Annotated in this window: 21 protein-coding genes; 12 read left to right on the top strand and 9 right to left on the bottom strand. The window is 76.5% G+C overall.

The features are described from left to right. Positions 1-86: 86 nt before the first annotated feature. The 5 genes from ACIP60_RS32000 to ACIP60_RS31980 all read left to right on the top strand — a co-directional run bounded on the left by ACIP60_RS32000 (position 87) and on the right by ACIP60_RS31980 (position 6,853). The gene (locus ACIP60_RS32000; protein WP_400691209.1) at positions 87-1,289 is read left to right on the top strand and encodes an ATP/GTP-binding protein; all 1,203 of its coding nucleotides are present in this window, start codon (positions 87-89) and stop codon (positions 1,287-1,289) included. Positions 1,290-1,340: 51 nt separating this feature from the next. Further along, complete coding sequence (locus ACIP60_RS31995; RefSeq protein ID WP_400691206.1) at positions 1,341-1,565, top strand: hypothetical protein; 225 nt, start codon at positions 1,341-1,343, stop codon at positions 1,563-1,565. Positions 1,566-1,788: 223 nt separating this feature from the next. Continuing rightward, positions 1,789-2,670 (top strand): hypothetical protein, encoded by an 882-nt coding sequence (locus ACIP60_RS31990; protein ID WP_400691203.1) that lies wholly within the window; start codon positions 1,789-1,791, stop codon positions 2,668-2,670. Between the two features lie 99 nt (positions 2,671-2,769). Then, the gene (locus ACIP60_RS31985; protein ID WP_400691201.1) at positions 2,770-3,375 is read left to right on the top strand and encodes a hypothetical protein; all 606 of its coding nucleotides are present in this window, start codon (positions 2,770-2,772) and stop codon (positions 3,373-3,375) included. Between the two features lie 628 nt (positions 3,376-4,003). Next, positions 4,004-6,853, top strand: coding sequence for a hypothetical protein (locus ACIP60_RS31980; protein ID WP_400691198.1), 2,850 nt, complete (start codon positions 4,004-4,006; stop codon positions 6,851-6,853). Positions 6,854-7,827: 974 nt separating this feature from the next. Here the strand turns inward: ACIP60_RS31980 and ACIP60_RS31975 are convergent. The 5 genes from ACIP60_RS31975 to ACIP60_RS31955 form a co-directional block, all read right to left on the bottom strand. After that, complete coding sequence (locus tag ACIP60_RS31975; RefSeq protein ID WP_400691196.1) at positions 7,828-8,376, bottom strand: hypothetical protein; 549 nt, start codon at positions 8,374-8,376, stop codon at positions 7,828-7,830. Between the two features lie 290 nt (positions 8,377-8,666). Beyond that, a complete protein-coding gene (locus ACIP60_RS31970) occupies positions 8,667-9,134 on the bottom strand; it encodes a hypothetical protein (RefSeq protein ID WP_400691193.1) in 468 nt (155 codons plus the stop codon). Between the two features lie 2,353 nt (positions 9,135-11,487). Continuing rightward, the gene (locus ACIP60_RS31965) at positions 11,488-14,115 is read right to left on the bottom strand and encodes a helicase-associated domain-containing protein (RefSeq protein ID WP_400691190.1); all 2,628 of its coding nucleotides are present in this window, start codon (positions 14,113-14,115) and stop codon (positions 11,488-11,490) included. A gap of 397 nt (positions 14,116-14,512) precedes the next feature. After that, positions 14,513-14,971, bottom strand: coding sequence for a hypothetical protein (locus ACIP60_RS31960; RefSeq protein WP_400691187.1), 459 nt, complete (start codon positions 14,969-14,971; stop codon positions 14,513-14,515). Positions 14,972-15,826: 855 nt separating this feature from the next. Continuing rightward, positions 15,827-16,201, bottom strand: coding sequence for a hypothetical protein (locus tag ACIP60_RS31955; RefSeq protein ID WP_400691184.1), 375 nt, complete (start codon positions 16,199-16,201; stop codon positions 15,827-15,829). A 725-nt stretch (positions 16,202-16,926) separates the two neighbouring features. Between ACIP60_RS31955 and ACIP60_RS31950 the strand changes: the two genes are divergently transcribed. Next, positions 16,927-17,652 carry a VWA domain-containing protein gene (locus ACIP60_RS31950; RefSeq protein ID WP_400691182.1) on the top strand — a complete coding sequence of 242 codons (726 nt, stop codon included), beginning with the start codon at positions 16,927-16,929 and terminating at the stop codon, positions 17,650-17,652. 527 nt (positions 17,653-18,179) lie between these two features. Further along, the gene (locus ACIP60_RS31945; RefSeq protein ID WP_400691179.1) at positions 18,180-18,413 is read left to right on the top strand and encodes a hypothetical protein; all 234 of its coding nucleotides are present in this window, start codon (positions 18,180-18,182) and stop codon (positions 18,411-18,413) included. Positions 18,414-18,782: 369 nt separating this feature from the next. Here ACIP60_RS31945 and ACIP60_RS31940 read toward each other — a convergent pair whose 3' ends face one another. The 3 genes from ACIP60_RS31940 to ACIP60_RS31930 form a co-directional block, all read right to left on the bottom strand. After that, positions 18,783-19,445 carry a hypothetical protein gene (locus ACIP60_RS31940; RefSeq protein ID WP_400691176.1) on the bottom strand — a complete coding sequence of 221 codons (663 nt, stop codon included), beginning with the start codon at positions 19,443-19,445 and terminating at the stop codon, positions 18,783-18,785. A gap of 73 nt (positions 19,446-19,518) precedes the next feature. Next, positions 19,519-19,764 (bottom strand): hypothetical protein, encoded by a 246-nt coding sequence (locus ACIP60_RS31935; RefSeq protein ID WP_400691173.1) that lies wholly within the window; start codon positions 19,762-19,764, stop codon positions 19,519-19,521. 33 nt (positions 19,765-19,797) lie between these two features. After that, the gene (locus ACIP60_RS31930) at positions 19,798-20,529 is read right to left on the bottom strand and encodes a GGDEF domain-containing protein (protein ID WP_400691170.1); all 732 of its coding nucleotides are present in this window, start codon (positions 20,527-20,529) and stop codon (positions 19,798-19,800) included. A gap of 704 nt (positions 20,530-21,233) precedes the next feature. Between ACIP60_RS31930 and ACIP60_RS31925 the strand changes: the two genes are divergently transcribed. Continuing rightward, complete coding sequence (locus tag ACIP60_RS31925; RefSeq protein WP_400691167.1) at positions 21,234-21,677, top strand: hypothetical protein; 444 nt, start codon at positions 21,234-21,236, stop codon at positions 21,675-21,677. A gap of 83 nt (positions 21,678-21,760) precedes the next feature. Further along, positions 21,761-22,168, top strand: coding sequence for a hypothetical protein (locus ACIP60_RS31920; protein WP_400691165.1), 408 nt, complete (start codon positions 21,761-21,763; stop codon positions 22,166-22,168). 704 nt (positions 22,169-22,872) lie between these two features. On the opposite strand, the gene ACIP60_RS31915 is transcribed toward ACIP60_RS31920, so the two are convergent. Then, complete coding sequence (locus ACIP60_RS31915; protein ID WP_400691162.1) at positions 22,873-23,595, bottom strand: nuclease-related domain-containing protein; 723 nt, start codon at positions 23,593-23,595, stop codon at positions 22,873-22,875. 189 nt (positions 23,596-23,784) lie between these two features. Between ACIP60_RS31915 and ACIP60_RS31910 the strand changes: the two genes are divergently transcribed. The 3 genes from ACIP60_RS31910 (at position 23,785) to ACIP60_RS31900 (ending at position 25,136) form a co-directional block, all read left to right on the top strand. Next, a complete protein-coding gene (locus tag ACIP60_RS31910; RefSeq protein ID WP_400691159.1) occupies positions 23,785-24,150 on the top strand; it encodes a hypothetical protein in 366 nt (121 codons plus the stop codon). Between the two features lie 82 nt (positions 24,151-24,232). Continuing rightward, a complete protein-coding gene (locus ACIP60_RS31905; RefSeq protein ID WP_400691156.1) occupies positions 24,233-24,799 on the top strand; it encodes a hypothetical protein in 567 nt (188 codons plus the stop codon). 37 nt (positions 24,800-24,836) lie between these two features. Further along, the gene (locus ACIP60_RS31900) at positions 24,837-25,136 is read left to right on the top strand and encodes a hypothetical protein (protein WP_400691153.1); all 300 of its coding nucleotides are present in this window, start codon (positions 24,837-24,839) and stop codon (positions 25,134-25,136) included. Positions 25,137-25,179 lie beyond the last annotated feature (43 nt).

The raw sequence follows: 25,179 nt of genomic DNA, 5'->3' as shown, positions 1-25,179 counted from the left end.
ACAGCGTGGTGCACCGCCGCCGCCCCGACTGTCACACCCAAACCATATATTTATACATGTAAACGCGTCGGACGTCGGAGGCACTCATGACCCACCCCACGACCCTGCTGCGCTTCTCCGCGTCGGGTCACCGCTCCATCGACGGCATGGTCGAGATCGACCTGGACCCCGCCGGGGACGCCCCCGCCTGTGCCCTGGCCCTGCTCGGCGCGAACGGCTCCGGCAAGACCAGCGTCCTGTCCGCGCCGGCCTTCATGCGCGACGCCGTCCTGCACTCCTGCGACGCCTGGGCCGCGCGCGACCCCCAGCTCGACCCGCGCCCGCTGCCCGTCGAGCCGTTCGCCCTGCGCCGCGTCCCCGAGCCCTCCTCCTTCGAGGCCGACGTCCTGCTCGGCGACACCGTGTGGACGTACGGCTTCGAACTCTCCGGCGACCGCGTCCTGAGCGAGTGGCTGCGCAGCGAGGACGGCGAGGGCGCCGAGCGGCTGTGGATCGACCGGGACGCCGACCGGGGCCCGCTCACCCGCGACGCATTCGACCCGGGGCTGGCCCACGCCGACCTGCTCGCCACCGTCACCCGCGCCGACGCCCTGGTGCTGTCCGCCGCCGGGCTCATCAACCACGCCCAGCTCGCCCCGCTGTTCGCCTGGTTCCGCGACAACCTGCACACCCTCACCCCCACCGGGGCGGCCGACCAGGACCGCACGCTGCAGGCCCTGCGCGAGAACTCCGCCGCCCGCCGCGCGCTCTCCCACCTCCTGCACGCCACCGACCAGAACATCGCCGGGATCACCCTGAACACGGACACTGGGGAGCTCGTGTTCGCCCACGGCTCCCCCGGCCGCCCCGGCGGCGGCCTCACCTGGGCGCAGCAGTCCGGCGGCACCCGCACCACCGTGACCCTGCTGCACGCCGCGCTGCGGGCCCTGCGCACCGGCACCGTGCTGCTCGTCGACGACTTCGGCAGCAGCCTGCACCCGCACCTGGCCGCCGAGATGGTGCGCCTGTTCACCGACACCGAGCTGTCCAACACCCGGGGCGCGCAGGTGGTGCTGGCCACCCACACCGCCACCGTCCTCGGCGACGGTGTCCAGCACCTGCTGGCCCCGCACGAGATCGTCCTCGTCGAGAAGCACGACGACGGCGCGACCCGCGCCGCCGCACTGTCGGACTTCCACATCGGCGAGCGGGAGGACCTGCGGCGCTCGTACCTGCAGGGCGCGTTCGGAGGCGTCCCCCACCTCCTCGAAGGCCGACTGCCGCGCGAGCTGCACGCAACGGCCCTGTGACACCCCGCCCACGCCGGGCACGGGAGCGCCCACCCCCGCTTCCAGGCAGCTGTGTTCTACGCCTACAACCCCGGTGCGCAGCGCCCGGGCGGCCCGGCCGCCCCGGCCGAGGTCGTCCGCATGCTCGCCGAGGCCCGCGCCCTGCTCGACGGCGCCGCCCCGCTCCCCGGGCAGGTGGCCGCCGAACTGGCCGAACGCACCGACCGGGCCATCCAGGGCGCCATCGACATGGCTCCCGGCCGCTGGGGCCCGCTCGACCCGCGCCCCGCCGCCTGACCGCCGCCGCCGCCGCCGACCGCTAACGCGCGAACGCTGCTCCCCGCCAAGCCCCGACCGGGGCCAGCCCCGCAGCACTCCCACCGAACGCCCCCGAACCGGCGGGCACGCGCCCGGCACCCCGCCCCGGCGCTGTCCGCCCTCTCGCCCCGCGGCCCGCCCACCCGGGCGCGGTGAACACCCGCCCCCTCCGCGCCAGCCCCGCCCACAGGAGCCGTCCACGATGACCTGGGATCTCGCCCCCGGAACACGCCTGCCCCGCGCCGACGTCCACGCCCGCTTCGGCGGAAGGCCCAAGCCGCGCATCAGCCCGTCGAAGTCCAGCCCGAACGTGCTGCTCTTCGCAGCCCCCGCCACCGCGGCGGGCCGGTTCGACGGCTGGAGCGGCGAACACGTCCACTTCGGCGGCGAGGGCGGCACCGACGGCACCGACCAGGTGCTCACCCACGGCAACGGCACCGTCCTGCGGCACGAGGCCGAACAGCGCGCCCTGCGGCTGTTTCGCCCGGGGGACGACGGCACCGTCGAGTACGTCGGCGAGTACCGCCTCGCGCGCAAGCGACCCGTCGCCCACGCCGAAGCACCCGCCGACCCCCGCCAGCCCCTGCAGGTGCGCCGCACCGTCGTCTTCCGGCTCACGCCCCTGGACGGACCCCCGCACACGCTGCCCCCCGTCGAAGCCACGGCCGCCAGGCTCCGCCTCCGGCGCACCGAGCCCGGCATCCCCACCGGCACCGCCCCGACGCCGGGACACGAGGCGGCCGCGAAGCTGCTGCGGGACTACGAACTCCACGCGCGGCACATCCACCAGTGCGACGTCACCGGATATCGGATCACCCCGGCCGACAGCCTGACCTCATGGCACGTCGAACTCCTCGATCACACGCGCAACGAGGTGCTGGCCACGCTGACGACCCTCGCCCGCCCGGCCGTCTGGGAAGCGCTGGGCCGCCTCCACGACCAGGCGCGCCACTTCCGGCCGCGACCGCGCCGCGTCCTGCTCATGCCGACCGGGCCCGACGCCGGCCTCGCCGCGCTCCTGCGCGCCCAGAAGGTCACCGCCCTGTGGCCGTCCGGCCCGGAGGACTTCACCCGCACCCCCTGAACGCACCGCCCGGACACCGCTCCCGCACGGCACCGAGGTCCGGGCCCGTCCCGAACTGACCGTGCCGCCCCGACGACACCCTCCCCCAGGAGCGCCACCGTGCCCGCCACCTCCCCCAGGAACCCGCCGCGCGGGCGCCGCCGCGCCGCCCCGGCACAGGCCGCCGACGCCCCGGCGCAGCCCGCCGCGTTCGTCCTCACCCCGCTGCCCGCGCCGCCGCCCGCGCCGGACCGCGACAGCGCCGACTCCTGGTCGGCCGCCTCCATGCAGGACCACCTGGACGCCCGCACCCGCATCGCGGCGCACGACGCCGCCATGCGCGCCGTGCACCGCGAACGCGTCGGCGCGGACCACCTGGACGTCATGCTCGCCCTCGCCGGCGCGGAGACGATCGCGGCCCGCCTGGGCCCCGACGAGCAGGCCCTGCACGCGGCCCGCCTGGACGCCTACGCCGCCGCGCACGGCCTGCGCGGCTGGTACCGCACCCGCGACCTGCGCGGCCGCCACCATGTGGCGGTCAACAAGATCCGCACCCGCGACGAGGGCGAGCGGGGCCGCTACTTCACCCACACCGCCGACGCGATGCACGGACCCGACCGCTACTGGGTGATCGACCGCGACAGCGGCCGCACCGCGGCCCGCCTCACGACTCCCGCCGAAGCCGCCGACTGGATCCGCGCAGCGGAGAACACCCCTACCGCCTGAGCGCCTGGCCCCCGCGCCGCATGACCCCCGCGCCGCCTGCCGGGCGCGCCGCCGCCACAGCCGCCGCGGGCCCCCTTCCACGAGAGGGGCCGCGCGGCACCTGCACGGCGCCGCGCAATCCGGCAGGCCGCCCGCTGCCGCTCCCGCCGCCGACATCGACGAGGCCGGGGGAGAAGCCGGCACGGCCCGAACGGCACCGGCACCTGGCGTGCCGGACCGGGGCCGGCGAGCCACCCCGCGCCGGTCCCGGCCCTGTCCGGGGCCGCGACCACGGCGCGCGGCGCGACGGACCGCACATCACCGCACACCGGCAGGAGCGGCAGGAGCGGCAGCAAGGGCGCGGTGCCCGAGATGCAGGCCGCCACGGGCACCACCTGGCCGACGTCCACGGGGAGCTCACCGAGGCCGTCCCCGGCCCGCACCGCGCACACCGGGCGGAAGCCCCCGCGAGCTGGGGCCGAAGCCTTCCCGGGGGCCCGGCACCGACCCGGGCCTTGAGATCGTCCGCCCCCGCCTCACCCCCTGCCCCGGGCGTCTGACCACCGCGGCGCCGAGCGGCCCGCACGGACGCCGCGGAAGGCCCCGGTGCCCGGCCGCGCCCCGCACCACGACCCGAGAAAGGGACACCATGAACGACACGCGCGCCACCGCCCACGCCCTCACCGCGGCCTACCGGCACCTGCCCGCCGGCCATCTGATGACCCGGGCGGAGGCCGCCCGCAGGATCGCCCCGCTGCTGGGCCTGGCGCCCGCCGGCGCCGCCGGGCGCCGCATCACCGACGCCATCGCCGCCGGCGCCCTGGTCGAGCTCCGCCCCGCCGGCGACACCCGGCTGACCGTCCCCGGCGCGCCCGCCGGCGCCGTCGTCTCGGTGGTGCCCGGCACCGTCGAGGAGAGCGTCGAGGTGGTGATCGAGAACCCCGAGGGGACCGTCGAGCTCTACCTCGGCGGCCGGGGCCGCCGAACCGGACCGGCCCTGAACCTCACCCGCCGCTCGCTGGTGCTCTGCGCCGCCAACGCCGAGCGCCTGGCCGCCGAGCTCCACCGGCTGTGGGCCGAGATCCAGACCTATGCCGCCACCACCCCGGAGGCGATCGGCGCCGCCCTGGCCGCCGCCGGCCTGCCGGGCGCCGAGGACGCCGGCTGCGGCTGGTGGACCACCCACAGCGGCAACGACGGCCGCCCGATGGTCGTGCACGCGGACGGGACCCGCACGGGCCCGCGCCGCACCGACGAGGCCGAACAGCGGCACTGGGCCGAGCAGCTCGACGCCGTCGAGGACGCCCTACGCCTCGCCCGCTTCCAGGTACGGCGCTCCGCCGGGCACGCGGTCATCGTCCACGGCCGCACCACCCCCGGCCAGGCGCAGCCGGCCGACATCGTCCGCGTCGCCTCCCGCACCGTGCGGCGGCCCGGCGGCTCCACCGCCAAGCGCTCGTACCTGCATGTCAACTGCGCGTGCCGGCTCACCGCCAGCCTGCAGGGGACGTACAGCAGCAGCGCCGAGGCCCTCGCCGCCCTCCGGGCGCGCGCGGCCGGCGCCGGCGGCGCCTACACCGCCCCGGTCGCCTGCCGCGGGAACCGGCGCCGCCCCGAGGACCCCGAGGACGCCGAGGTCCCCGAGGACGCCGACGCGCTCGCGCCCTGCGAGGTCGGTCAGGACGGCGGCCTGGCCGCGGCCCCGGCCCCGGTCCCGGCCGGACAGGGCGGCGGCGCGGCGGCGCGTGAGGAGCAGCGCCTCGCGGCCGCCGAGGCGGTGCGTGAGCTGCTGGCCGCGGCCGGCGAGGTGGACCTCGACGCGGCCGGCCCCGGCCCGACCGGCAGGGCCGGGTTCCAGGTGCGGGCGTCGGCGCGGGACGGCGTGTGGGTGCGGATCCTGCGCAAGGCGCCGGTGCGGTCGGAGGCGGAACACGAGAGGGACCTCGCCCGCTGGGCCCGGGTGCTGCGGCGCGCGCGGTGGGGTGTGGCCCGCACCGGCGCCCGCGGGAGCGAGGCGTACGGGCTGCGGGCCACCGCCTCCCCCCGGGTGCTGGCCGGCCTCGCCGCGCGCCGCCGCGAGCGGGCCCGGACGGCGCCGCCCCAGCCGCAGCCCGGCCACCATCACGCGCCGCCGGCGCACGGGGTGCCGGCCGGGGCCGTCGAGCAGCAGTCCGCAGCGGCCGTGCCGGCGCCCGCCCGCGGGGCGGGCGGGCCGCTGGGGATCGCGGAGATCGCCGGGGCGTTCGACCCGCGCGAGATGGCCGGCAACGTCTTCACCGACGAGGCCCCGCTGGACGTCGCCGTCCCGGCCGCGGCCAAGTGGCTCCGGGCGGCCCAAGCCGCACGGGCCGCAGGCCGCGGCCGGGCGGCCGAAGCGGCCGAGGGGAAGGCCGCGGCCGCGCTGCACACCGCAGCCCGCACGGCCGACGCCGCCACGTGGACGCGCATCGCCCGGTGGCTGGCCGGCCCGGGCGCTGGCACGGACGCCGGCGCGGACGGCCCGGCCGCGGACGATCTGGCCGAAGCCGTCCCCGGGCTGCCCGCGCTGGCGGGCTCCGCCGCCCGGTTCCTCGCGCTGGGGCTCACGTCCCGATCACTGGTGATGATCAAGGCAGCCGACCAGGGCACCCGCCGGCTCGCCCAGGCCCTGCGCGCCGCGGTCGGAGCCGACGGTGAGGGCCTGTGGCCGCAGGTCGCCCGGTACGCGGTCGAGCGGGAGGCCGCCGCGCTGATCGCCGCCGGCTCTGTGGGGCCGGTGGTCGAGCTGGGCGCGCCGGGCCCGCCCGGCGGCCCGGCGCGGCCCCTGCGGCCGGCCGTGGCGGCGACGCCCGGGGAGAGCACGGCGGCGGCCCGGGCGCGGCTGCTGGAGGAGCGGCTGCGGCCGGACGGGATCGGCCCGCTGCCCGACTTCGTACGGGTCCTCGACTACGACGTGAACTCCTACGAGTGGGGCGTGGAGTGCTCCCGGCACGACGGGGGCTGGGTGAGACAGCCGGGCTCGTTCGAGTACCGCGCGGAGGCCGAGTGCGCCGCCCGGTCGCACGCGCGGCAGCACCGATCGGCCGTCGGCGCCCTGACGGACGACCACATCGCCCAGGCCCGCGCGCTCGGTTTCTCCCTCGCCCAGCACCAGGTGCTGGGCGAGGCGGTGCGTGGCCGGGTGTGGGAGAACGCCACCGGCCTCTTCCACCCCGACGACCTGCAGTCGCCCTCCGGCCGGGTGCAGCGCCGCCGGGTCGCGGACCTGTGGGTACGCGGCCTGGTGCGCCTGGTCGACGACGGGCCGCACAGCCGGCAGATCCTGGCCACCGAAGCCGGCGCCGCAGCCCACCGGCTCCTGGCCGGCGCCCGCCGCCAGGGCACGGTCGCGTACTGCGAGCGCGACACGATGCGCAGCACCGGCCCGCAGCGCGCCGCCTGGCCCCGCATCAAGGCCGCGCCCGTGGCCGCCGTGACGGCCGCAGAGCCGGACGCGACGCAGCGAAGGAGCGGCGGCTGAGCGCGGCAGGGCCCGGCAGTCGCACGGACGCCGAGTGCGCCGCCCCGCCCGCCCGGCCGCCGGACAGCCCGTCCGGGACCGGCAGTTCAGCAGGCCCCGCAGCCCGTCCGGCCCCGGCGGGCATCCCCTCACCCGCGGTGCGCCCGGCACGCCATCCCCGTACCTGTACAACGGCCCGTCCTGTACCTGTACAACAGCCCGCCCGCCCCGGGGCGGGCGCACGACAGTGAGCCCATGCCCGCTCCCTGGAAGAACCCGGCCCGCCACGCCGGCCCCTACGCCTTCTGCAGGGCCCTGCACCAGGAGGCCGCCCTGGTCCTGGTGTCCGCCGGCTGCACCCCCGCCGCCTACGATCGCGGCGGTGTCACCACCGCCCAGGGCTTCGAGCTGGGCCTGGACGCGCAGGTGCGGCCCGACAAGCCGCACCTGCCCGTCCGGCCCGCCGGCCTGTCCCCGGCCGAACGCGAGGCCGCCGCGAGGAGCCGGGAGGCCCACAACCGCGTGGCCGAGGAGCGCGCGCGGCGCCTGGACGCGCGGCGCCGAGATGAAGTCCGGGTGCGTGGCGGCCCTGGCCGCCGCCGGCTGGGGAATCGAGCAGCTCCACGGCACGGTCACCGCCACCGCTCCCCGAAGCGGCCGCCGAAGCCCTGCGGGCCGTCCTGGAAGCGTAGGGCCTTCGCCCGGGCCCCTGGGAGCGCGGCCGGCGCCGGGCCCGGAACGAACCCGCACTTCCACGAGGCAGGACACCGGCGCCGCACGGAGCCGGAGGCGCCGGGCCGAAGCCCCCGCGCACCGCGGCGGCCGCCCTGCAGCAGGCCGCCCGGCTCCGGCCTCCGAACCCCGAAACGGCCACCGGTTCCTCGAACCGGCGAGCCCGCCCCGGCGGGCCGCCGCTCACGGCGCACGCCCGGGCCGTACCCGGCGCGGTGGACGGCCCGCCGCCCGCGGGCGGCGGGCGGCGGGCGGCGGGCGCGTCAGCAGGCCATCGCGTCCAGGCCGCAGACGCTGCAGTCCCGCCCGCCTCCGGCGCAGCGGAAGCCCGGCCCCCAGCTGTCCAGCTCGCCGGCGGTCACGGGCAGGAAGTCGTCCGGGGTGTGGGGGGCGTGGGCGCGGCACAGCAGGTGGATCCTGTCGTGCGAGAGGTACGCCACGACCTGCCCGGCCGCGGGCCGGTACGTGGCCAGGACCCGGTCCTGCGGGTCGGGCGCGGGTCCGGCCGGGATGCGGGCGGCCGCCGCGCCGATCGCCTTCGCGCACGGGGCGCAGAGCATGAACGGGCCGCCGTCGCCGGCCCGCGCGTCGGGCAGGTGCACGGCCCACCGCTCGCTCGCCACGGTCTTGAAGCAGGTGCCGCAGCGCCGGTCGTCGCCCGACTCGACGGCGATCAGGGTGGAGGACCTCACGACGATGGCGCCGCCTGCGGGTACGTGCTGCCGGACGCGGTTGAGCGCGTCGTGGTAGCCGAGGTCCTCGCGGTCCTGAAGGTCCCTGGCCTGCTGCTGCAGGGTGCTGCGCCGGGTCATGATCGTCTCCTTGGAACCGGCCCTGGTGCCCACGCCGTCGGCCGGTGGAAGGGAACGGGGTCGACCGGTGCACAGCTCTGGATCCCGCAGGACCTTCTCCCGGGACTCGCGCGGCGTGGGCGCACGACAGCAGGATGGGCGTTCAGCTCGCCGGCACCACCGTAGCCGACCGGGCGCCCCTCACGGGGCCGGCCGGCAAGAGCCGCGTCCCGGACCGGCCCCCAACCGGTGGAGCCCGCCGTCCCGGGCCGGCCCGCCGCGGCAGGGGCCGGTCGCCGGGCGCCCGGCCGCTACCAGGTGACGGGCACCGCGGCGCGCAGCAGCCGGACCGTCTCCCCGGGGCCCAGGCGCACGCCGTGGCCGCCGACGCAGAAGGCGTAGGTGATCAGCATCTGCGCGGCCGCGGCCCGCCGCACCCGCTCCTCGGCGCCCTCCCACTCCTCCCGCGCCGCCTGCACGCCCCGGTCGCGAAGCGCCGCCCCCAGCGTGTACGTGAGGAGGGTGACCCGGTCCGGGGTCCACGCCGCCCGGCCGCGCCCGCCGCGCTCCTGCGAACCGTGCGCGGGCCTCGCCGCCAGCGGGCCCAGGAGCGCGAGCACGCCGTCCCACAGCAGCCCGGACTCCTCGAGCCCGGCGACCAGGTCCTCGACCGCGTCCGGTGACGCCGTCCGCACGACCTCCCCGACGGCGCCCTCCACGAGCGCCTGGACGAACCCTCCCGCAGGCGGGACCGGGGCGGGGGCGGGTTCGCTGCTCACCCTGCGACCGTACAGCCGCCGCCCGGGCTCACCGGGGTACCCCGGACGGTAACCGCCGCACCCGCGGCGCGGACAGCCGGAGCGGACGGTTACCGAACCCGGCTGCCACTCTGCCCGGGCCGCGGGATACCGGTCTGTTGCCCGGCGCAGGGGCAGCCCGGTGAGCGGCGGGAGCAGCGAGCGGCCCCCGGCCGGTAACCGGGCGCTCCCAGCACCCGGTAGCCGAGGGTTCCGAGCCCGGCGGCGGCTCGCGGGCACGGCGGTATCCCGCATCCGCGCAGGACCGGTATCCGCCGAGGACGGTCACCGGTCCGAGCCCGGTGACCGGCGGCCGGGCGGCTCCGGGCCGGCAGGGGCAGCGCCCCTCGGCGTGGCCGTACCGCAGGACGGTCGAGGACACCCTCGGCCGGCCGCCCGCCGCCCGCCCGCCGTCACCCGGGCGGGGGCGGCCGGGCGGCGGGCGGCGCAGGAGCAGGAGCAGGGCCGCCGACTGCGGGCGGCGCCCGCGAGTGCGTCCCGGGGACGGTCGGCGCCACGCGGGGGGACACGCGCGGCCGAACGGCGGCCGTGAGCGGGCGCAAGGGTGCCCTAGACCCTCCTTGCCCGGTCGCCGCAAGGCCTTGGGCCCTCTCGAGGCAGGGCTCGGTCGCAGCCCTAGACGCCCCGGCCCGCCCGCGGGAAGGGGCCGCCCCGCTCCCCGGGGGAGGGGAGCGGGGCGGGACGGGGGCGCCGCGGACGGGCAGGACGAGTTCCTCGAGAGCCTGCTTCGCCCCCGGGTCGCCAGGGCCCGGGGCAGCATCCCGCCCCGCCCCCGCCCGGCGGCCGCCGCCGCACATCCGCCCCGACCCGGCGCCGGTCCGGCGGCCGGCCCGTGGCAGGACGGCCGGCGCGCCCCGTCCGCCGGTACCCGGCGCGCCGCAGCGCTCACCGGCCCTGTCGGCAACCGGCGGCCGAGGCCGGCGGTATCGGGCCCGGTGGCTGACAGCGCTACCGGCGGTGAGCCCGCCCGCCGGTCACCGGCAGCACCACCGGTGAGCGGCGGGCGCCCCCGCCGGTCACCGCTCACCGGTCGGCGTACCGGTTACCGGTCGGCCGCCGGTTACCGGCCGGCGTACCGGTTACCGGTCGGCCGCCAGTTACCGGTCACCGGTCGGCGTACCGGCCGCGGCCGTCACCGGTGAACCCGCTCACCGCGCCGCCGCCGTGCGGAGCCGGATACCGTGCCAGGCGATCACCGCTTGGGGCGGACACCGCGGCGGTGAGCGGGCAGGACCCAGCGTCTGGGCCGGCAGGGCCCTCACAGGCACCCGGCACACCCCGGGGCGCCGCCGACACCGTGGACCTGCCCTCAGCCCGGCCGCACCCGGGTGCTGGGCCCGCCTGCGAACACGGGGCCGCCGGGACCGGCGAGCCACCCCGCGCCGGTCCCGGCGCCGACACCCCGGGAGAGCGCCGCCCGCCGACTTCCGTCCGGCCCCGGCACCGGCGCGGTGCCGGGGCGCCCGGGAACCGCCCGCAGCGCATCTGCTGCCCGTCCGGCGCCCCGTTGCCGGACGGCTCCCCGGGGTCCGCCCCGGCCCACCGCCACACCCAGGCCCCCACCCCCTGTCGGCCGCCCCGCCGGCCCTTCCCCCGCCCCCGCCAGCCTTCTTCTCCCACCCCCCGCCGGCCGCCCCCCGCCGGCCCTTCCCCCGCCCCCGTCGGCCTCCTTCTCCCATCCCCCGCCGGCCGCCCCCCGCCGGCCCTTCCCCCGCCCCCGTCGGCCTCCTTCTCCCATCCCCCGCCGGCCGCCCGCCGGCACCCGGGCCCACAGCGCTCCCTCCCACCCCGGCCGGCGCCGCTCCTCCCGCCCCGCCGAGGGCCCCTCCCCCGGCGGGGCCCCAGCCCTAGAAACCCCGACACCTCTAGCCCTAGAACGCCTCCACCCGCCCCGGACCCGGGCCCGCAGCACACCGGCAGGCCCGGGCCCGGCCCGGCTTCTCGGGGGTGCGCCGGGCGCGGCGGGGCGTGTGCGCGGCGTCCCGGCACCGGCTGGGCGCCGTTCTCTCGGAAGGCGCGGCCTGGCCGCCCGCCGGGCGGGGCTGCGGGCGCTGTCCCCTGGCCGGGGCGGCGGCTGTCGGCCTCGATGTCGGTTCGCAGCCGGTGGGCAACGGCCGCAGGCGGGGCGGCCGGACCATGGCGGACTGCGCGGTCGCAGGCCTCCCGGCAGTGGCCGGAGGGGCTGCGCTGTCGGGGTTCCAGCCGACAGCGATCGGAGCCGGCCTCGGGGACTGCGGCACGTGGCCGGCCGTCTCCAGGCCGGGCCCTGACCGGCCGGTGTCCCGGCGGGCCCGCCGGTCGGGTGCGCGTCGGGTCAGGCCGGTCGCAGGGCGGCTTCGGTGTCGACGTCGCGGATGCGGGACAGGTGGAAACTCTGCACATCCTCCTCGTCCTCGCCGCCCGCGCTGCCGTACAGGTAGGGCGGGTCGAGTTCCAGGTCGCGCAGGTGGTAGGTCGCGGTCCCGGCCTGGGTGGCCTCGCGCCCGGTCGCGTAGGTGAGGGACGCGCCCGTCCCCCGCTCCAGGGCGTGGGCGAGGCGGCGGGCCGCGGGCGGGTCGAGGTGGGGAGCCTCCCGGGCGAGGACCTGCTCCGTGGCGCAGAGCACGGCGGCGGCCGGCTGCTCGCCGCCACGGAGCAGGAGCTCGGCCAGGCCGGCCGTGTCGACGGCGGTGCCGTCGACGAGGCCGGTGTTCTGCCGGGGCCGCACCGCGGGCCCGGCCGCGGGGCCGAGGCGGCGCGGGCGCGGAAGTGCGGGCGGCACGTCGAGCCGGACCGCCGCGGTGCGGCCCTCGAGCACGGGCGTGTGGCCGGCTCCGCGGAGCGCAGCCATAACGGAGTGGCCGGGCAGGTCGCTGGTGGCCACGGTGGGCGCCAGCGTCCGCAGGCCGAGGTGGGCCAGGCGCGGGTCGACGGTGGCGGCGGTGAGCTGGGCGGGGTCGTGGAAGGTCAGGACGCTGGCGGGGGTGGTCAGGCGCACCCGGTCCCGGTCGGCGGCGGCCTGCCGGATCAGGTCGGCCATCGGGGCCGGGATGCCGGCGGTGCGGGCCGCGTCCCGCAGGAGCTGCTCGATGCCGGCGGGCGGCAGGCCCCCGTCGAGTGCGCGGCGCAGCGAGGCCGGTGTGAGGTGCCAGCGGGTGGGTCGGTAGCCGGCGGCGCGGTCGGCGACCTGCCCGAGGAGGGCGGTGAGCCGGGGTGAGGGGAAGCCGTCGGCTTCGAGGTCCAGGTCGGGGCCCAGTGTGGCCGTGTCGCACTGGGGCAGCAGTTCCTCCGCGAGCCGGGCCAGTTCCCGCTCCCGCTGTGCGGGGTTCCCGCGGGTGGGCAGGACCGCCCGGGCCAGCGGGGTGGGGGCGTCCAGGGCGAGGAGGCCCAGGAGCTGGGCCTCGCCGACCAGCGGGGCGAGCGCGCGGATGTCGTGGTCGCGCTCGCGCTGACGGTTGAAGGTGGGGAGGAACTGGTAGGTGCAGGCGCAGGACAGGGCGGCCGGGACGTGCCAGGCCACCAGGTCGACGGCCGCGCCCACCAGGTCGCCGGCGGCGTCCAGGGCCCGGCGGGCGGGCAGCGCCGCGAGGGCGGTGAGCAGGCCGGTGCGGGTGGCCAGGCAGCCGTCGCAGTCGACCTGTCCGGCGAGCGGCGCGATGAGGCCTTCGGGTCCGGTGTCCCGGCCCGGCCAGCGGTCGCAGATCAGTTCGGTGCGCGTGGGGGTGGAGCGCATCGTGCGCCAGGCGAGGGCGAGGCGGGCGTACTGGCCGCCCGGCGGGAGCTCGGTCCACGGGTCGTAGGCGGTGGTCGCCGCGACGCGGTCGCCGTCGCGGGCGAGGAGGCCGGCCCCTTGGGCGCACTCGAGGACCAGGCGCGCCGCGGTGGGCGGGCAGCCGGCGGCCCTGGTGATCCGGGTCAGCTCCCGGAGGCCGATCCCGCCGTCCTCCAGCAGCTGCGGCGGCTGTTCGGCGCACACGCGCAGCACCGCGGCCGCCCGGTCGAGGAACGCGGCCGCCGCGGCGGCTGCGGCGGCGTCCACCGCGCGGGCGTCGAGCGGGGCGGGCGCCGGGGCGGGCGGGCGGGGGTGGAAGGGCGCGGCCGGCGCGGGTCCGCGCAGCGCGATCAGTACCTCGGCCGGCACCTCCTGGTCCCGCTCCCCGTAGAAGGCGAACCTTCCTCCCGGCCCGGTGGGGTGCTCGCCGCGGCACAGCAGGGCCCGCTCGGCGGCCCAGTCGTCGCCGCTGCTGTCCCCGCCCAGGACCCCGTAGCGCGGGGAGTTCTGCTCGGCCAGGCGCTTGAGGAGGTCCTGGGCGGCGCGGGGCGCCGCGGCGACCAGGGCCCGCACCCGGTCGGGGTCGCGGTGGTGGGCCAGCAGGACCGCGCGCCGCTCCTGCTCGTCGCCCGCCGTCTCGAGGCCGAGCGCGTGCAGGGCCGTGTCGAGGCCGTCGCCGCGCAGGTTGCCGACGACGGTCTCGAACCCGGTCAGGGGGTTGTCCAGTCCCAGGGGCTTGTCCCAGGCGCCGCGCAGGGCCGGCGCGGCGGCCAGGTGCTCCGGGCCGGCGGGGGCGGGCGGGAGCGTCCAGGCCAGGCCCAGCCCGGCCAGGCGCTCCAGGGTTTGGTCGAGGGTGACCTCGTCGCCGTCCGGCGGGGTGCCCGGGTCCTCGGGGACGCCGAGGGCGGCGGCGAGCAGCGGCCGCGGGCAGGGCGTGGGCAGCGCGGCGAGCGCCTCTGCCACTTGCGCGCACGGCAGGGACAGCCGGGCGACGGCCCGCTGGACGCTGCCGGGGCGCAGGAGGCGCTCGGCGAGCTCGTGCACGGTGCGGGGGGCCGGTTCGGTGCACGCGTCGGGCCGGTCGGCCAGGAGCCGGGCAAGACCGCCGGAGCCGAGCGAGCGCAGGTGGACGGCGAGCTGGTCAACAGCGAGCTGGCCGGCCGCGGGGGCGCTGTCGTTGGTGCGGGTCACCGTGTCCTCTTCCCCGTCAGCTGCCGTCGGGTGCGGGCACCCGGCCGCAGGGGCATCCGGGTGGCGCACCGGTCCACTTCTAGCAGGCGGGGTCCCCGCCCTGAGGGGTATCCGGGGGAAACCACCCGAACCGGCACACCGGCCCGGCACGGGAAACGCCGGGCACGGCGGCGCGAGCGGCAGCCGGTACGGTCCCGGACCGGCGTAGCTGAGCGGGTTCCACCGCGGACAACCACGGACCGGCCCGTCCTCCTCACCGCTCCCCGCGCAAGAACACACCCCGGACACTCCCGGGACACCGCGGGACACCCCCGTTATCTTGGGTGCTCGGGAGCTGTAAGGCACGTATGGCAAGTGGGCCTGATCGGTCCGTGCCTTACAGATATCCGCAGGTTCGTCAGGCAAGTAGGTGCTTGTCCCACTCGCCGGGCCAGACCCACTCGTACATCACCCGCCGCGCCCAGTAGCACCGGTTGATACCGCGCAGGTGCTCGTCGTAGGACTCGACCGAGCTCTCCGACAGGGCGTTCCAGCGGTCCATCCAGTACCCGTCTGCCTGGCGGTACGCGAAAGTGCCCCGGGCCCTCCGCAGGTCGGCGAACGTCGCGGACGCCTCGACCTCCCGCTGAAGCTCCAGGTACAGGCTGCGCCGCCGCGGGTGGGTGGTCTGCTCGGCGAGGTCGCCGAGCGCGGCGACGATCGTCGCCCGTCCTTCGGCGAGGATCTCCTCAGCGGTCGGGGGCGGCGGCAGAAGGGAGGACCGCTTGCGGACGGCGGCGACGGCGGCCTGGTGGCTCTCGCCGGTCTCGGCGGCCCGGGCCCGGGCGGCGTTCTTCCGAGCGTGGTTCTTGACCATCGGGGTGTCCTTGCTGGTGGCCGGCCCGCGATCCGGGCCACTGGACGGCACCGGGACAGTCTGCTGCGAGGCGGGCGTTGATGCGGGGCACCCTCAGGACGTTGATGCTGCCGGTCGCGGCCGTCAGCAGTCCGGGACCGACACACCGCACGGCCCGCCAGCAGGCTACCGGGACGGCCGACACCGTCGGGCCAACTTCGGTACATGCCTTACAGCTCCAGATCCCCGCTGACCTGCTCGGACGGCCCCGGAACCCCAGATAAGTGCGGGAACATCCCGGGACAGCCCGAGCGGTGGATGAAACGGACGAACGGCCCGATACCCGGCGCGGCGCGACGCGGCGGCGCGGCGCGGCACGGGCGGGTCACCAGGTGGGAGGCGGCGCGGGCGGTAGGCGGCGCGGCACGGCCGGGAGGCGGTTGGGCGGGCGGGAGCAGCACGACCCGGCGCGGCGCGGCGCGGACGGCGCGGACGGGAGGCGGCACGGCCGGGAGGTGGCACGGCACGGCACGGCACGGGCGGGCGGCGCGGGCGGCAGGCGCGGCGGCGCGGCGCGGGCGGGCGGGAGCAAGCACCACCCGGCGCGGACGGCGGCCGGGACCGGGCGGATGGCCAGGCGCAGCGAGCAGCCGGGCGGCGGCCGGGACCGGGCGGCGGGCGGCGGCGCGGCGCGGACGGGCGGCCGGGAGCAGCACGACCCGGCGCGGTACGGCGCGGCACGGCACGGCACGGGCGGGCGGGCGGCAGGCGCGGCGGCGCGGCGCGGCGGCGCGGACGGGAGGCGGGCCGGTCACCGGGCGGGCGGCACGGGCGGGCGGGCGGGCGGCACGGCGGCGCGGACGGGAGGCGGGCCGGTCACCGGGCGGGCGGCACGGGCGGGCGGCACAGCGCGGGCGGCACAGCGCGGGCGGCACAGCGCGGGCGGCACGGCGCGGGCGGCACGGCGCGGGCGAGCGGCAGGCGGCGCGGCGCGGACGGGCGGCGCGGACGGGAGGCGGGCCGGTCACCGGGCGGGCGGCACAGCGCGGGCGGCACGGCGCGGGCGGGCGGCCGGGAGCAGCACGACCCGGCGCGGCGGACGGCGCGGCAGGCCGGGCGCGGCGCGGCGCGGACGGGAGCAGCGAGCAGCGAGCAGCACGGCACGTCGCGGGCGAGCGGCAGGCGGCGCGGCGCGGACGGGCGGCGCGGGCGGGAGGCGGCCGCGACCGGGCGGACGGCCAGGCGCAGCAAGCAGCCGGGCGGCGGTCGGCAGCACCGGCAGCCCGGACGGGCAGGACCCGCACGACGCGAACGAGCAGACGGACCGGACGCGGCGGCCCGGCCTCCCGGCCTCTTCCTGACCGAGAACGAACACCACCCAGGACAACCCGGACAGCGGCCAGGGGCGGGTCCGGCGCAGGGGCCCGGAGAGCAGAACGGGGACGCGGCAGCACCGACGCCTCACCGGGAAGCAACCGCACCACCCCGGGCCGGGGCGGGGCGGTGCGGGTGCCGGCCCGGCCGCCGGGCAGCAGCACCGGCGCGCCCTCTGGGCGGTGCCCGGGCCGGGCACCGAGGTTGCACCGCGGTGGCGTGAGCGGTCGCCACCGCCCAGAGCCGGGCGCCTGGCTCCCGCCGCGCCCTCCAGCCCCCAGCCGCCCCGCCCGGTCGCCGGCACCGGTGACGACGACCTCCACGGACCGGGCAGCGGCCCAGCGGAGGCGGCGCGGCCGTCCTCGAGGAACCGGCGCGCCCGGGCCCGCCACACCCGCGCCTCCTGCTCCCGGCCGGCCACGCCGGTTCCGGGCGGCAACACCCGGCGGAGCGCACGGACGCCACCGAAACGGCCGCCCTGGCGCAACGGGCACCGCCGGGCGGCCGTCCCGGCGGACGGCGACCGCTGTCCACAGGCCGGCCGGTCCACCGTGTAGCCCGGCACCCGCCGACACCCCCTTCTCGACGATCGGACCCGCCGCATGCTCAGAAAGCTCTTCGCGTCCCGCCGCCCGGCGCCCGCCTGCGCCCCTGCCGTGCCGGACGCCCTCCGGCCGGGCGGGAACGTGGCCGCGCTGACCGAAGCGGCGCGGGCCGCCCTCGCAGCGAACCACCTGACCGGGCAGCGCGCCGCCGTGTACCTGGTACTGGACCGCTCCAAGTCCATGCTCGACCACTACGACAACGGGACGATGCGGCGCCTGGGCGAGCACACGCTCGCGCTGGCCGCAGCCCTGGGCGACGGCCGGGTCCCGGTGGTGTTCTTCTCCACCGGGCTCGACGCCACCACCGTCCTGGACCCGGACAACCACGCCGGCCTGATCGACACCGCCCACGGGCAGCTCGGCCCCATGGGCCGCACCAACTACACCCCGGCCATCGACGCCGTCATCGACCACCACCGCGAGCACGGCGCGGCCGGCCCCGCCCTCGTCCTCTTCCAGACCGACGGGCACCCCACCGACGAAGCCGCCGCCAAGACGACACTGACCGCCGCGAAGGACCTCCCGATCTTCTGGGTGTTCACCGTCTTCGGCGACACCACCGACTTCCCGGGCCCCCTCACCTCACGGGCAGGCGTCAAGAACACCGCGTTCGTGTCCGTTCCCGACCCCCGCCACCTCGACCACCAGGCCCTCTACACCCGCATCAGCACCCTGTTCGCCACCTACCTGACCTCGGCCCACGAGACCGGCCTCCTACCCTGACCCGACCCGGACCCGCCCGGCCCGACCCGGACCCGCCCGGCCGGCAGGACCCCGCGGCGGGGGCCCGCGGCAGCACGGGACGCAGCAAGCACCACCCGAGCCCGGGCCCGCCAGTCACCGCGGCGGGACCCCGCGGCCACCGCGGCGGGGGCCCGCAGCAGCACGGGACCCCGCGCCGGGGGCCCGCCAGTCACCGACGGGACACAGCAAGCGCCACCCGAGCCCGGGCCCGGCAGTCACCGCGGCGGGACCCGGCGGGGCGCAGCAAGCACCACCCGCTCCCGTACGCGCTGGATGCCCGTCGAACACCGGCCACCCGTGCGACCCCACCAGCAGCACGGCCCCGGAGGCGCTCCCGCCCCGACGAGGACAGGCGCGGCCGCCACCCGCAAAAGTCATATAAGTGTACAAACTGGAAGCATTGCGATACACTTACATGGGATTTGCCCCACACTGGGCCATCAAGCCCATTTAGTCCGATTCATGCACAGCCATGAAGAGTCCATCGACACCGCCTCGGGGGAACCATGTCCGACCGCCAGATCGACTTCGAGGGCCTGGTAGCGACCGCCTCACGCGAGCAGCTGGAGGAAGCCCTTCTTGCAGTTCTGGACATCACCGGCCCGGCCCAGCGGGCAGCCGAGCGCGACGACTACGGGATCGGCGGGTGGCGTTCGTCGGACGTCGTCGATGCCGAGGTGCAGGCGCGTACGAACGTCGCCCACGACGTCGAAGCGGCGCTCGTACAGCACCTGCGCTGACCCACCAGCTCATCTCCGGTCGGGCCCATTTCCCCCGCCCCGTCGAACTTCGATCAAGCCACCTGCGGGCTCTGGCATCGGTGGACGGCCGACCGGCGGACGGAGGGATGGGGGCACCCGTGCCCGGTCGGTCAAGCGGACTGCAGGTCAGCACCCTGTCCCCTGCCCTGGGCGAAGAGCACCGTGGCGCAACCGGGCAGCGGGGCAGGAGTTGCTCGACCGAGCCGACCACCGGCGCGAAGACGCTTGCCATCGTCGGCCGGGCACAGGAAGGCGACGCGCCGGACTGGGCAGCGACCGACGGCGCAGCTGGGTGGCACGCCGCGCTCAGCCCCCAGCATAGGGTCGGCTGGCCGACAGGTTCGCCTGTTAGTAGAGCCCACGGATCTTTTGCAGCAACCGGTAGGCGACACCCAGCGACACGCCGAATTCGCCGGCGAGCCAGCCTGCGGTCACCTCGCCGCCTCTGGCCTTGTACGCCTTGACGGCTTCCAGCGCCTGTCGCTGCCGAGGCGTGAGGTCGAGGTCGTCGCGGTCCGGTCGGCGTCCCGGCTTTCGCGCGCGGCTCTCGGCGCGCAGCAGCCAGTCCCGCACCTCGGAGAGGCTTCGCTTCCTGTCACGGCCCTTGGAGGGGAAGGGGTCGTCAGTGGTCTCGGATGTGTACAGACGGACGTACTGGTCGATGGCGGATGCGGAGACGTTGAGGGCATCGGCAAGCTCCTTGACGGAAACCCGAGCATCCGTGTCGGGGAGAGCCTTCGCAGCGGCGCGTGCTGGGTGTCTGTGGGGCCCGGGTTCGTCACGCGACCGCGGGTTGTTGCTATACCAGTTCGCCACCTCTCCTGCAGGGAACTTGGACTCTGCCGTCCTGTACGCGGCGGGGAGGGGCTCCGGAAAATCCTGGACCTCGTACGTCCACTTCCGGGCGGAGTGGATGGTGCGCCCGGTGGCTGCGGCGATCTGTGCGCGTGTCACCGCCTTGCCGGCCTTGAGGAGTTCGGCGGCAACGGCTTCGGCGGGAACATGGGACATCGGGCGGGCTCCGTACGGCAGGCGAGCATTTACATCAATAAATATAGCTTCTCGCAGTTGAGCCGGCCGCATCCTACCCCTGGGGCACGATTCGATAGCTCTCGGCCCGGAACTGCAGGGCACGCTCGTGCATGGTCCGCCCGTTGGCGGTGGCGGGGCCTCCGAGGCGGGCGGCGTGTCCGGACATGATGTCCCGCCATGTCGCCGCTTCCGCCCGGGCCAGCTCTGCCAGCTCGGCGGCGGTCTGTCCCCGGCTGGAGGCTTCGACGGAGCGCGCGGCCACCTGGTAGCCGTTCGGGTCGATGAGCAAGAGCAACATGGTCCCCTCCTACTTGCGTGTGCAGATGTGCCGCTATGGGCTGACAGCGCGGTTCGCCGCCCGGAGCGTGCGTGCGCGAGCGCGCCTGCCTGTGTGCCAGGGCCGAAGCGGGCTGCCTCCCTTGCGGGCGGGGTGTTCCGTCAGCGCTGCTCCGCGTCCACGCCTGCCGTGCCCCTTGGCCGCGTACATCCGCTTGTCTGCGATGGACATCGCGGCGGAGAGCGCTTGGGCGGAGCACCCCCGTACGACTGCGGCACCGACGGAGGCACCGACGGCAAGGCTGCGCCCCTGCCAGTCGATGGGCTGGGCGAGCCGCGCGGTCAGGGCAGCGGCGATGGCGTCGAGCCCTCGACCCCGGCAGGCCATCAGGAGTGCGAACTCGTCGCCGCCGATGCGCGCCGCCCTGCCCGCTCCCGCGATGCGCGTCAGCCGCTCGCCGACCTCGGCCAGGACGTAGTCCCCGGCCTGGTGGCCGAATCGGTCGTTGACCGGCTTGAAGTCGTCGAGGTCGACGATGACGACGATGTGCCCGCCAGCCTCGGAAGCGATCGCGTCCTGGGCCTGCGCGGTCCACTGGCTGCGGGTGGGCAGGGCCGTGACCGGGTCTGTCCGGGCGACGGCAAGCTCGGCCTCCTGCCGCTCAAGGCGGCCGATGAGGAGTCCGAGTACCTGGTGGAGCGCCTGATTTCCCGAATGGCAGGCCAGGTCGGCCTGCCGCCTGGCATCGGCGATGAGGTCCGAGGTGGGAAGCAACGACGTCTCCACGGGTTTTCGGGGTGGACATGGGCGCGGTAGGGCGGCCTCAAGCCGCGCGCGGCTCTCCGAGCGGTGCACAGTGCCGTCGGACGGTTGCGGCCTGCTGGTCCGGCGGCGTCGGAGAGGTCGACCTGGGTTTCGGCGAGCGGCTCGACGGGGCGGCGGCAAAAGGGCATCCGACGCTCTGCCGCACTTGGCTCCAGCCCTTCGCTGCCGAGGCTCTTGAGGCCGCTGGCGACGGTGCTCGGCGGAGCGCGACTTACATGTATAAATATATCTTCTCGGACTGACACGAGTCCCGCATTTTGGTGTTTGCGCAGGTGAAGCGCACCCCTCGGCAACGCCGGCCGCGCGGCTGGGCCCAATATCGCACGCGCCCGGCAGCACGGGCTGTCAGCAGGGATTCGAACGCGCGGGCTGGACCGCGGCAACTACCCGTGATACACTCATTATGTCATTAAGCGCTATTTGAGTGTACTTCAGGCGCTTCGAGTCAGCCGCCGCCTCGTGCTTGATGACCTGGAGGGACTCTCGGTCCGAAGCTGCCCTCCGACAAGCCGCGTCCGGGGCTCGGCCCGCCCCCTCGGCAGCCCGGTCCCCGGGCGCGCACCCGCTGGCACGCCACCGTGCCAGCCGCTCAGGCCGAGCGCCCGCCGAACCGGCGGGCGCTCGGCCTGAGGCACTTTACGAACAGCCATCCGGAGGAGTGGAGTATGGACCCGACACCTTCGCCCCGGGAGGCCAGCCACCTGCGCACCGCGTCCAAGCGGGAGGACGGAGTGCTCCCCGACACCGTCTCCCCTCTTCTGCTCGCGCGGATGCTGGAGAGCGGCCTGGTGGCACGCTTGGGAGCCGACGGCGCGCCGCTGCCCGTCTCCCAAGCACTCGCACCCGGCCTCATCGCCCCCTGCCTGATCACCCCTCTGGGCCGCGCCAGCGTTCTGACCGCCTCCCAACGCGCGACCATTGCAGCGCTCGCGACGCACCGCCTGGCCGAAATCCGCGTTGCCTGGCAGACGTACGCCTCCCTGGTGGAACTGCGCCTTGTCAAGTCCCACACCGCCGCTGACGACCGGGCCGAAGCAGAGAGCCCGCACCCCGTGCCGGCACTCACCCCCATCGGCCTCTCGGTCGCGGGCCTGCTCAGTGCGGCCTGACCGGCGGGACCGCCGCCCAACCACCTCCGGGAGTACCCGTTCCCAATAGCCTGGCCGTCATCCTCGTCCTCGCCCAGGACGCCGTGGGCAGCCACCAGTGGAACTACCGCACCCGTTCGTACGACACCATCCCTGCCGAGGTCTTGGACTCCGTCGAGGATGCCGCAACCGCCATACTTCACCGCGTCGCGGACGCCGTCGACTGGCCGCGACTCCTGCGCGAGGCCATGTACCGGCACTCCGTGGTCCACCCCCGGCAGAGCGAGGATGGCGGTTCGGACAACGTCTGCGGGGAGTGCTTGAAGGAAGCCCTCCTGTCCGACGAGACCGGCGGCCAGAGCTGGCGCACCAACGCCGCCGCCAGACCCGACAAGGACATCGACTGGCCCGGGGCCGTCCATGCCGCCTTCCCCTACCGCGCCGCCAGCACGTCCCACCCCTGGAAGAACGCCCCGGCTCCGGCATCCACGGACGCCGTCGACGAGGCCTGACGCGAGCGGCTCCCCTGCCGGACCCGAGTCCCGGTTCGATGCTCTGGGCCGTGCTGTCGCGTCTCGACGAGATCGCCACCGGTGCACCGGGCTGGTGGCACTCGGCGGAAGGCGACGACGGCCGTGCTGTCACCCTGCACCATCCCCTCAGGGATGGTGCTGCGTCTGGAGCAGCTCACGTCCAGGGATCAGCAGCGGGACAGGCTGACCGTCTACGGAGGATGCCGGCCGATGCTCGGGAAGCGAGGTCTTCTCGATCGGTGTGTCCGCGCGCAGGTCGGCCGGGGCCATCGCCGGCGAGATCCGCCGCCGGCTGCTGCCCGGCCACTCAGCCGCCTTGCCGGCCGCCGCGGCCGGGGCTGCGGAGGACCGCAGGCTCTGGATCGCCCGAGCCGAGGGGATGGCGGCGCGGGTGGAAGCCCTGCCTGCGCTGCCATGCCTGGGATGACGAGAGGTGCTCCGGCTCGTTCTCCGGCGAGCAGGGCGAGCCGCCGTATGCGTCGGGTCGCGTCCAGGTGCGCCTGAACGCGACGGCGGATCTGCGCCTCACGGGTGTCCCGCTGGCTCTCGCCCGGCAGATCCTCGCGCTCCTGAACGGCGCGGCACCTGCGGTCCCCGGCGCGGGGTAGCTCTGGGAGCTCCAGTTCGGCCTAGTGGCCGCCCGCACATCCCTGCGCGGTCGGCCAGGGTGACGGGCCCGGAGTTCAGACCGCCGGTGGCAGGATGCGCTCTGCGCGCCTGCGTTCGGCAGCGGTGTCGGCCCGGGTCCAGCCGGGGACCCTGGGGAGGCTTCGCAGGTAGCCGCGAAGCCGGGCCGCCTCGATCACCAGGACCCCGTCGACCTCGACGATGCCGTCGGGCACCGGCGCGCCGTGGACGGCGATGATCGGACGGACCGGGTACCCGAGAGCCTGGCTCGCCTGTCGGGCCTCCCATTTCACGGTCCGCAGCTTCTCGCTCTGGTTGTGGGCGCCGCTGTACAACTGGCCCGCACGTACCGTGGCCTTCCACTTCCATGCCTTGGAATCGCAGTAGATCATCCCTCGGTTCCCGATGATCAAGTGGTCGAGGTTGGCTTTTGACCGGGGTATCGCACGGTCGTGCAGCACGGCGATGCCTCCCGCCCAGGTGAGGGGGGCGAGGATGCGGGCCGTGGCCCGTTCGCCGGCCGCGCCGCGGGCCCAGGTGCTGCCGCCGTTGCGGTACAGCCGGTGCATGCCCCCGAGCGCGAGAGCGATTCCGAGCGCCACCGCGAAGCGGTGTCCGACGTTTCGCGCCGCGTACCCGGCGCCGACGGCAGCGACGCTCAGCAGGGGCACCGCCCAGAGGGCGCGCCGGTGCTGGGCGCGGCGTTCTGCGGCGCGGATCTCGCGTGCCTTGCGCTGGGCGCTGGCTCCGGGGCCGCTTCGGGTTCGACGGAAAAGCACGGGGTCTCCTGGGCGTTCGGGGGTCGCGGCGTCCCAGAGTCGGGCGCGTTCGCTGTGGACAGCGCCCGGCATCGGGGCGCGGTGAAGGCCTGGCCGGCGGCATGCCCGGCGGTACCGGGGCGTGACTGTCAGCCCGAGAAGATATATTTATACATGTAAAAACGACCTTGAGGGGGAACCATGCCGACCATGTCCGACCGCCGCTCCGCCGCTACCCCCGGCGATCTGCGCCGTGCAGTCGAGCGCGCCGCCCGGCGCAGCGCGAACACTCCGCCCGCCTTGCGCCCCGCCGCCGACGGCCCGGCCCGCCTCACCCTCCACGCCCGCGGCCGGGCCGCCGAGTTGGGCTTCCCGGTCGACGAGGTCCTGGCCTGCGCGAGCGAGCCGGAGGTCACCTACGGCGGGAACCAGGGGAACCCGCACGAGCGGGTCCACCAGCGCGGCTCCTGCGCGGTCGTCTACAACTTCGCGACCGGCTCCGTCGTCACGGTGCTACTGCGCACCGAGAGCGACTGGGAGCACGGGTTGCACACCCGGCACAACATGCCCTCTTGATCTTAAAGCTTGCTGGCCTCGAACGCAATGTGTAAACTGCGGGGGTGGCGGCAGCCACCCCCGCAGCACATCGGAGGTCCAGGTGCTCATCAGCAGTGAGGCGGCCGCGATCACCGCGGCTGCGGACGCCCGGCACCACCACGGCCCCGTGGCCGCGCTCGGCCGCGGCCAGGTCCCCCGGTGCTTCGGCCCGCTCCTGGAGGCCCTGGGCGAGAAGGACGTCCTCGCCCCCTCCGCCGACAGGCTCAGCCGAGAGGGCCCGGACTTGCCCGCCGAAGCGCTCGCAGCGGAACTGCTCACCTGGGCCGAGGCTCGGGAGTGCGTTCCATCGGCCTGCACATGCCGGGCCGACCGCTTCCTTCGCAGGCTCCTGGCCGCCTGCCAGGTGCCCCTCACCACCTGGCGCTCACCCGAACTCGGCCGCGACTTCTGCGTGGTGGCCGGCAACCCCGCAACCGGCCGTGCCCTGCGCATCGACAGCTCCAACTCCATCGACCACCCCGTGCGCGCGCACGGAGGCTGGAGGATCCGCACCACCTCCGGCAGCACCCTCGTGTTCGCCTCGCCCGGCTACCCCCGAGCCGACGCGGGGCGCTACTACGAGGACACCCGCCTGTGCGTGAGCGCGGCCCTTGACGCCCTGCCCTGACGCAAGCCCCCTTCCCCGTTCCCGAGAGGACGCCCCCTTGTCCAACGCCCCCCGTCTCTCCCTCCGGGCGCTGCTGCGCCGATCAGCACCCCGTCCGCAGGCGCCCCGCCTGGTCGACGCGTGGAGCGGCCACGCCATCGAACCCGGACAGGACCTGCCCACCCCGCACGGCCACGACACGATCACCTACGTCGGCACCCTCCCCTGCGAGTGCGGCTCCCCCGACCAGCTGGTCGAACTCCACCACCACGAGCGCGGTCCTCAGACGCTCCACCCGAAGGCCGCCGGTCTGCGCTGGCTCCCCGCATCCCCCGACCACGCCTGCCCGCTCGCCTGACCCCGCACCACTCCACCCGACCCCGCCGACTCCTGGAGGACCC

This window comes from Kitasatospora sp. NPDC088783, assembly GCF_044750705.1.
Lineage (GTDB): Bacteria > Actinomycetota > Actinomycetes > Streptomycetales > Streptomycetaceae > Kitasatospora > Kitasatospora fiedleri.
Note: the sequence above shows the minus strand (reverse complement) of the source record. Positions and strands in the feature narration are given on the sequence as shown.

Bases quoted from the DNA above. Each gene is read 5' to 3' on its own strand.
- ACIP60_RS32000 (WP_400691209.1), top strand. From the start codon at position 87: ATGACCCACCCCACGACCCTGCTGCGCTTCTCCGCGTCGGGTCACCGC.
- ACIP60_RS31990 (WP_400691203.1), top strand. From the start codon at position 1,789: ATGACCTGGGATCTCGCCCCCGGAACACGCCTGCCCCGCGCCGACGTC.
- ACIP60_RS31980 (WP_400691198.1), top strand. From the start codon at position 4,004: ATGAACGACACGCGCGCCACCGCCCACGCCCTCACCGCGGCCTACCGG.
- ACIP60_RS31975 (WP_400691196.1), bottom strand. From the start codon at position 8,376: ATGACCCGGCGCAGCACCCTGCAGCAGCAGGCCAGGGACCTTCAGGAC.
- ACIP60_RS31960 (WP_400691187.1), bottom strand. From the start codon at position 14,971: ATGGTCAAGAACCACGCTCGGAAGAACGCCGCCCGGGCCCGGGCCGCC.
- ACIP60_RS31950 (WP_400691182.1), top strand. From the start codon at position 16,927: ATGCTCAGAAAGCTCTTCGCGTCCCGCCGCCCGGCGCCCGCCTGCGCC.
- ACIP60_RS31945 (WP_400691179.1), top strand. From the start codon at position 18,180: ATGTCCGACCGCCAGATCGACTTCGAGGGCCTGGTAGCGACCGCCTCA.
- ACIP60_RS31940 (WP_400691176.1), bottom strand. From the start codon at position 19,445: ATGTCCCATGTTCCCGCCGAAGCCGTTGCCGCCGAACTCCTCAAGGCC.
- ACIP60_RS31935 (WP_400691173.1), bottom strand. From the start codon at position 19,764: ATGTTGCTCTTGCTCATCGACCCGAACGGCTACCAGGTGGCCGCGCGC.
- ACIP60_RS31925 (WP_400691167.1), top strand. From the start codon at position 21,234: ATGGACCCGACACCTTCGCCCCGGGAGGCCAGCCACCTGCGCACCGCG.
- ACIP60_RS31910 (WP_400691159.1), top strand. From the start codon at position 23,785: ATGTCCGACCGCCGCTCCGCCGCTACCCCCGGCGATCTGCGCCGTGCA.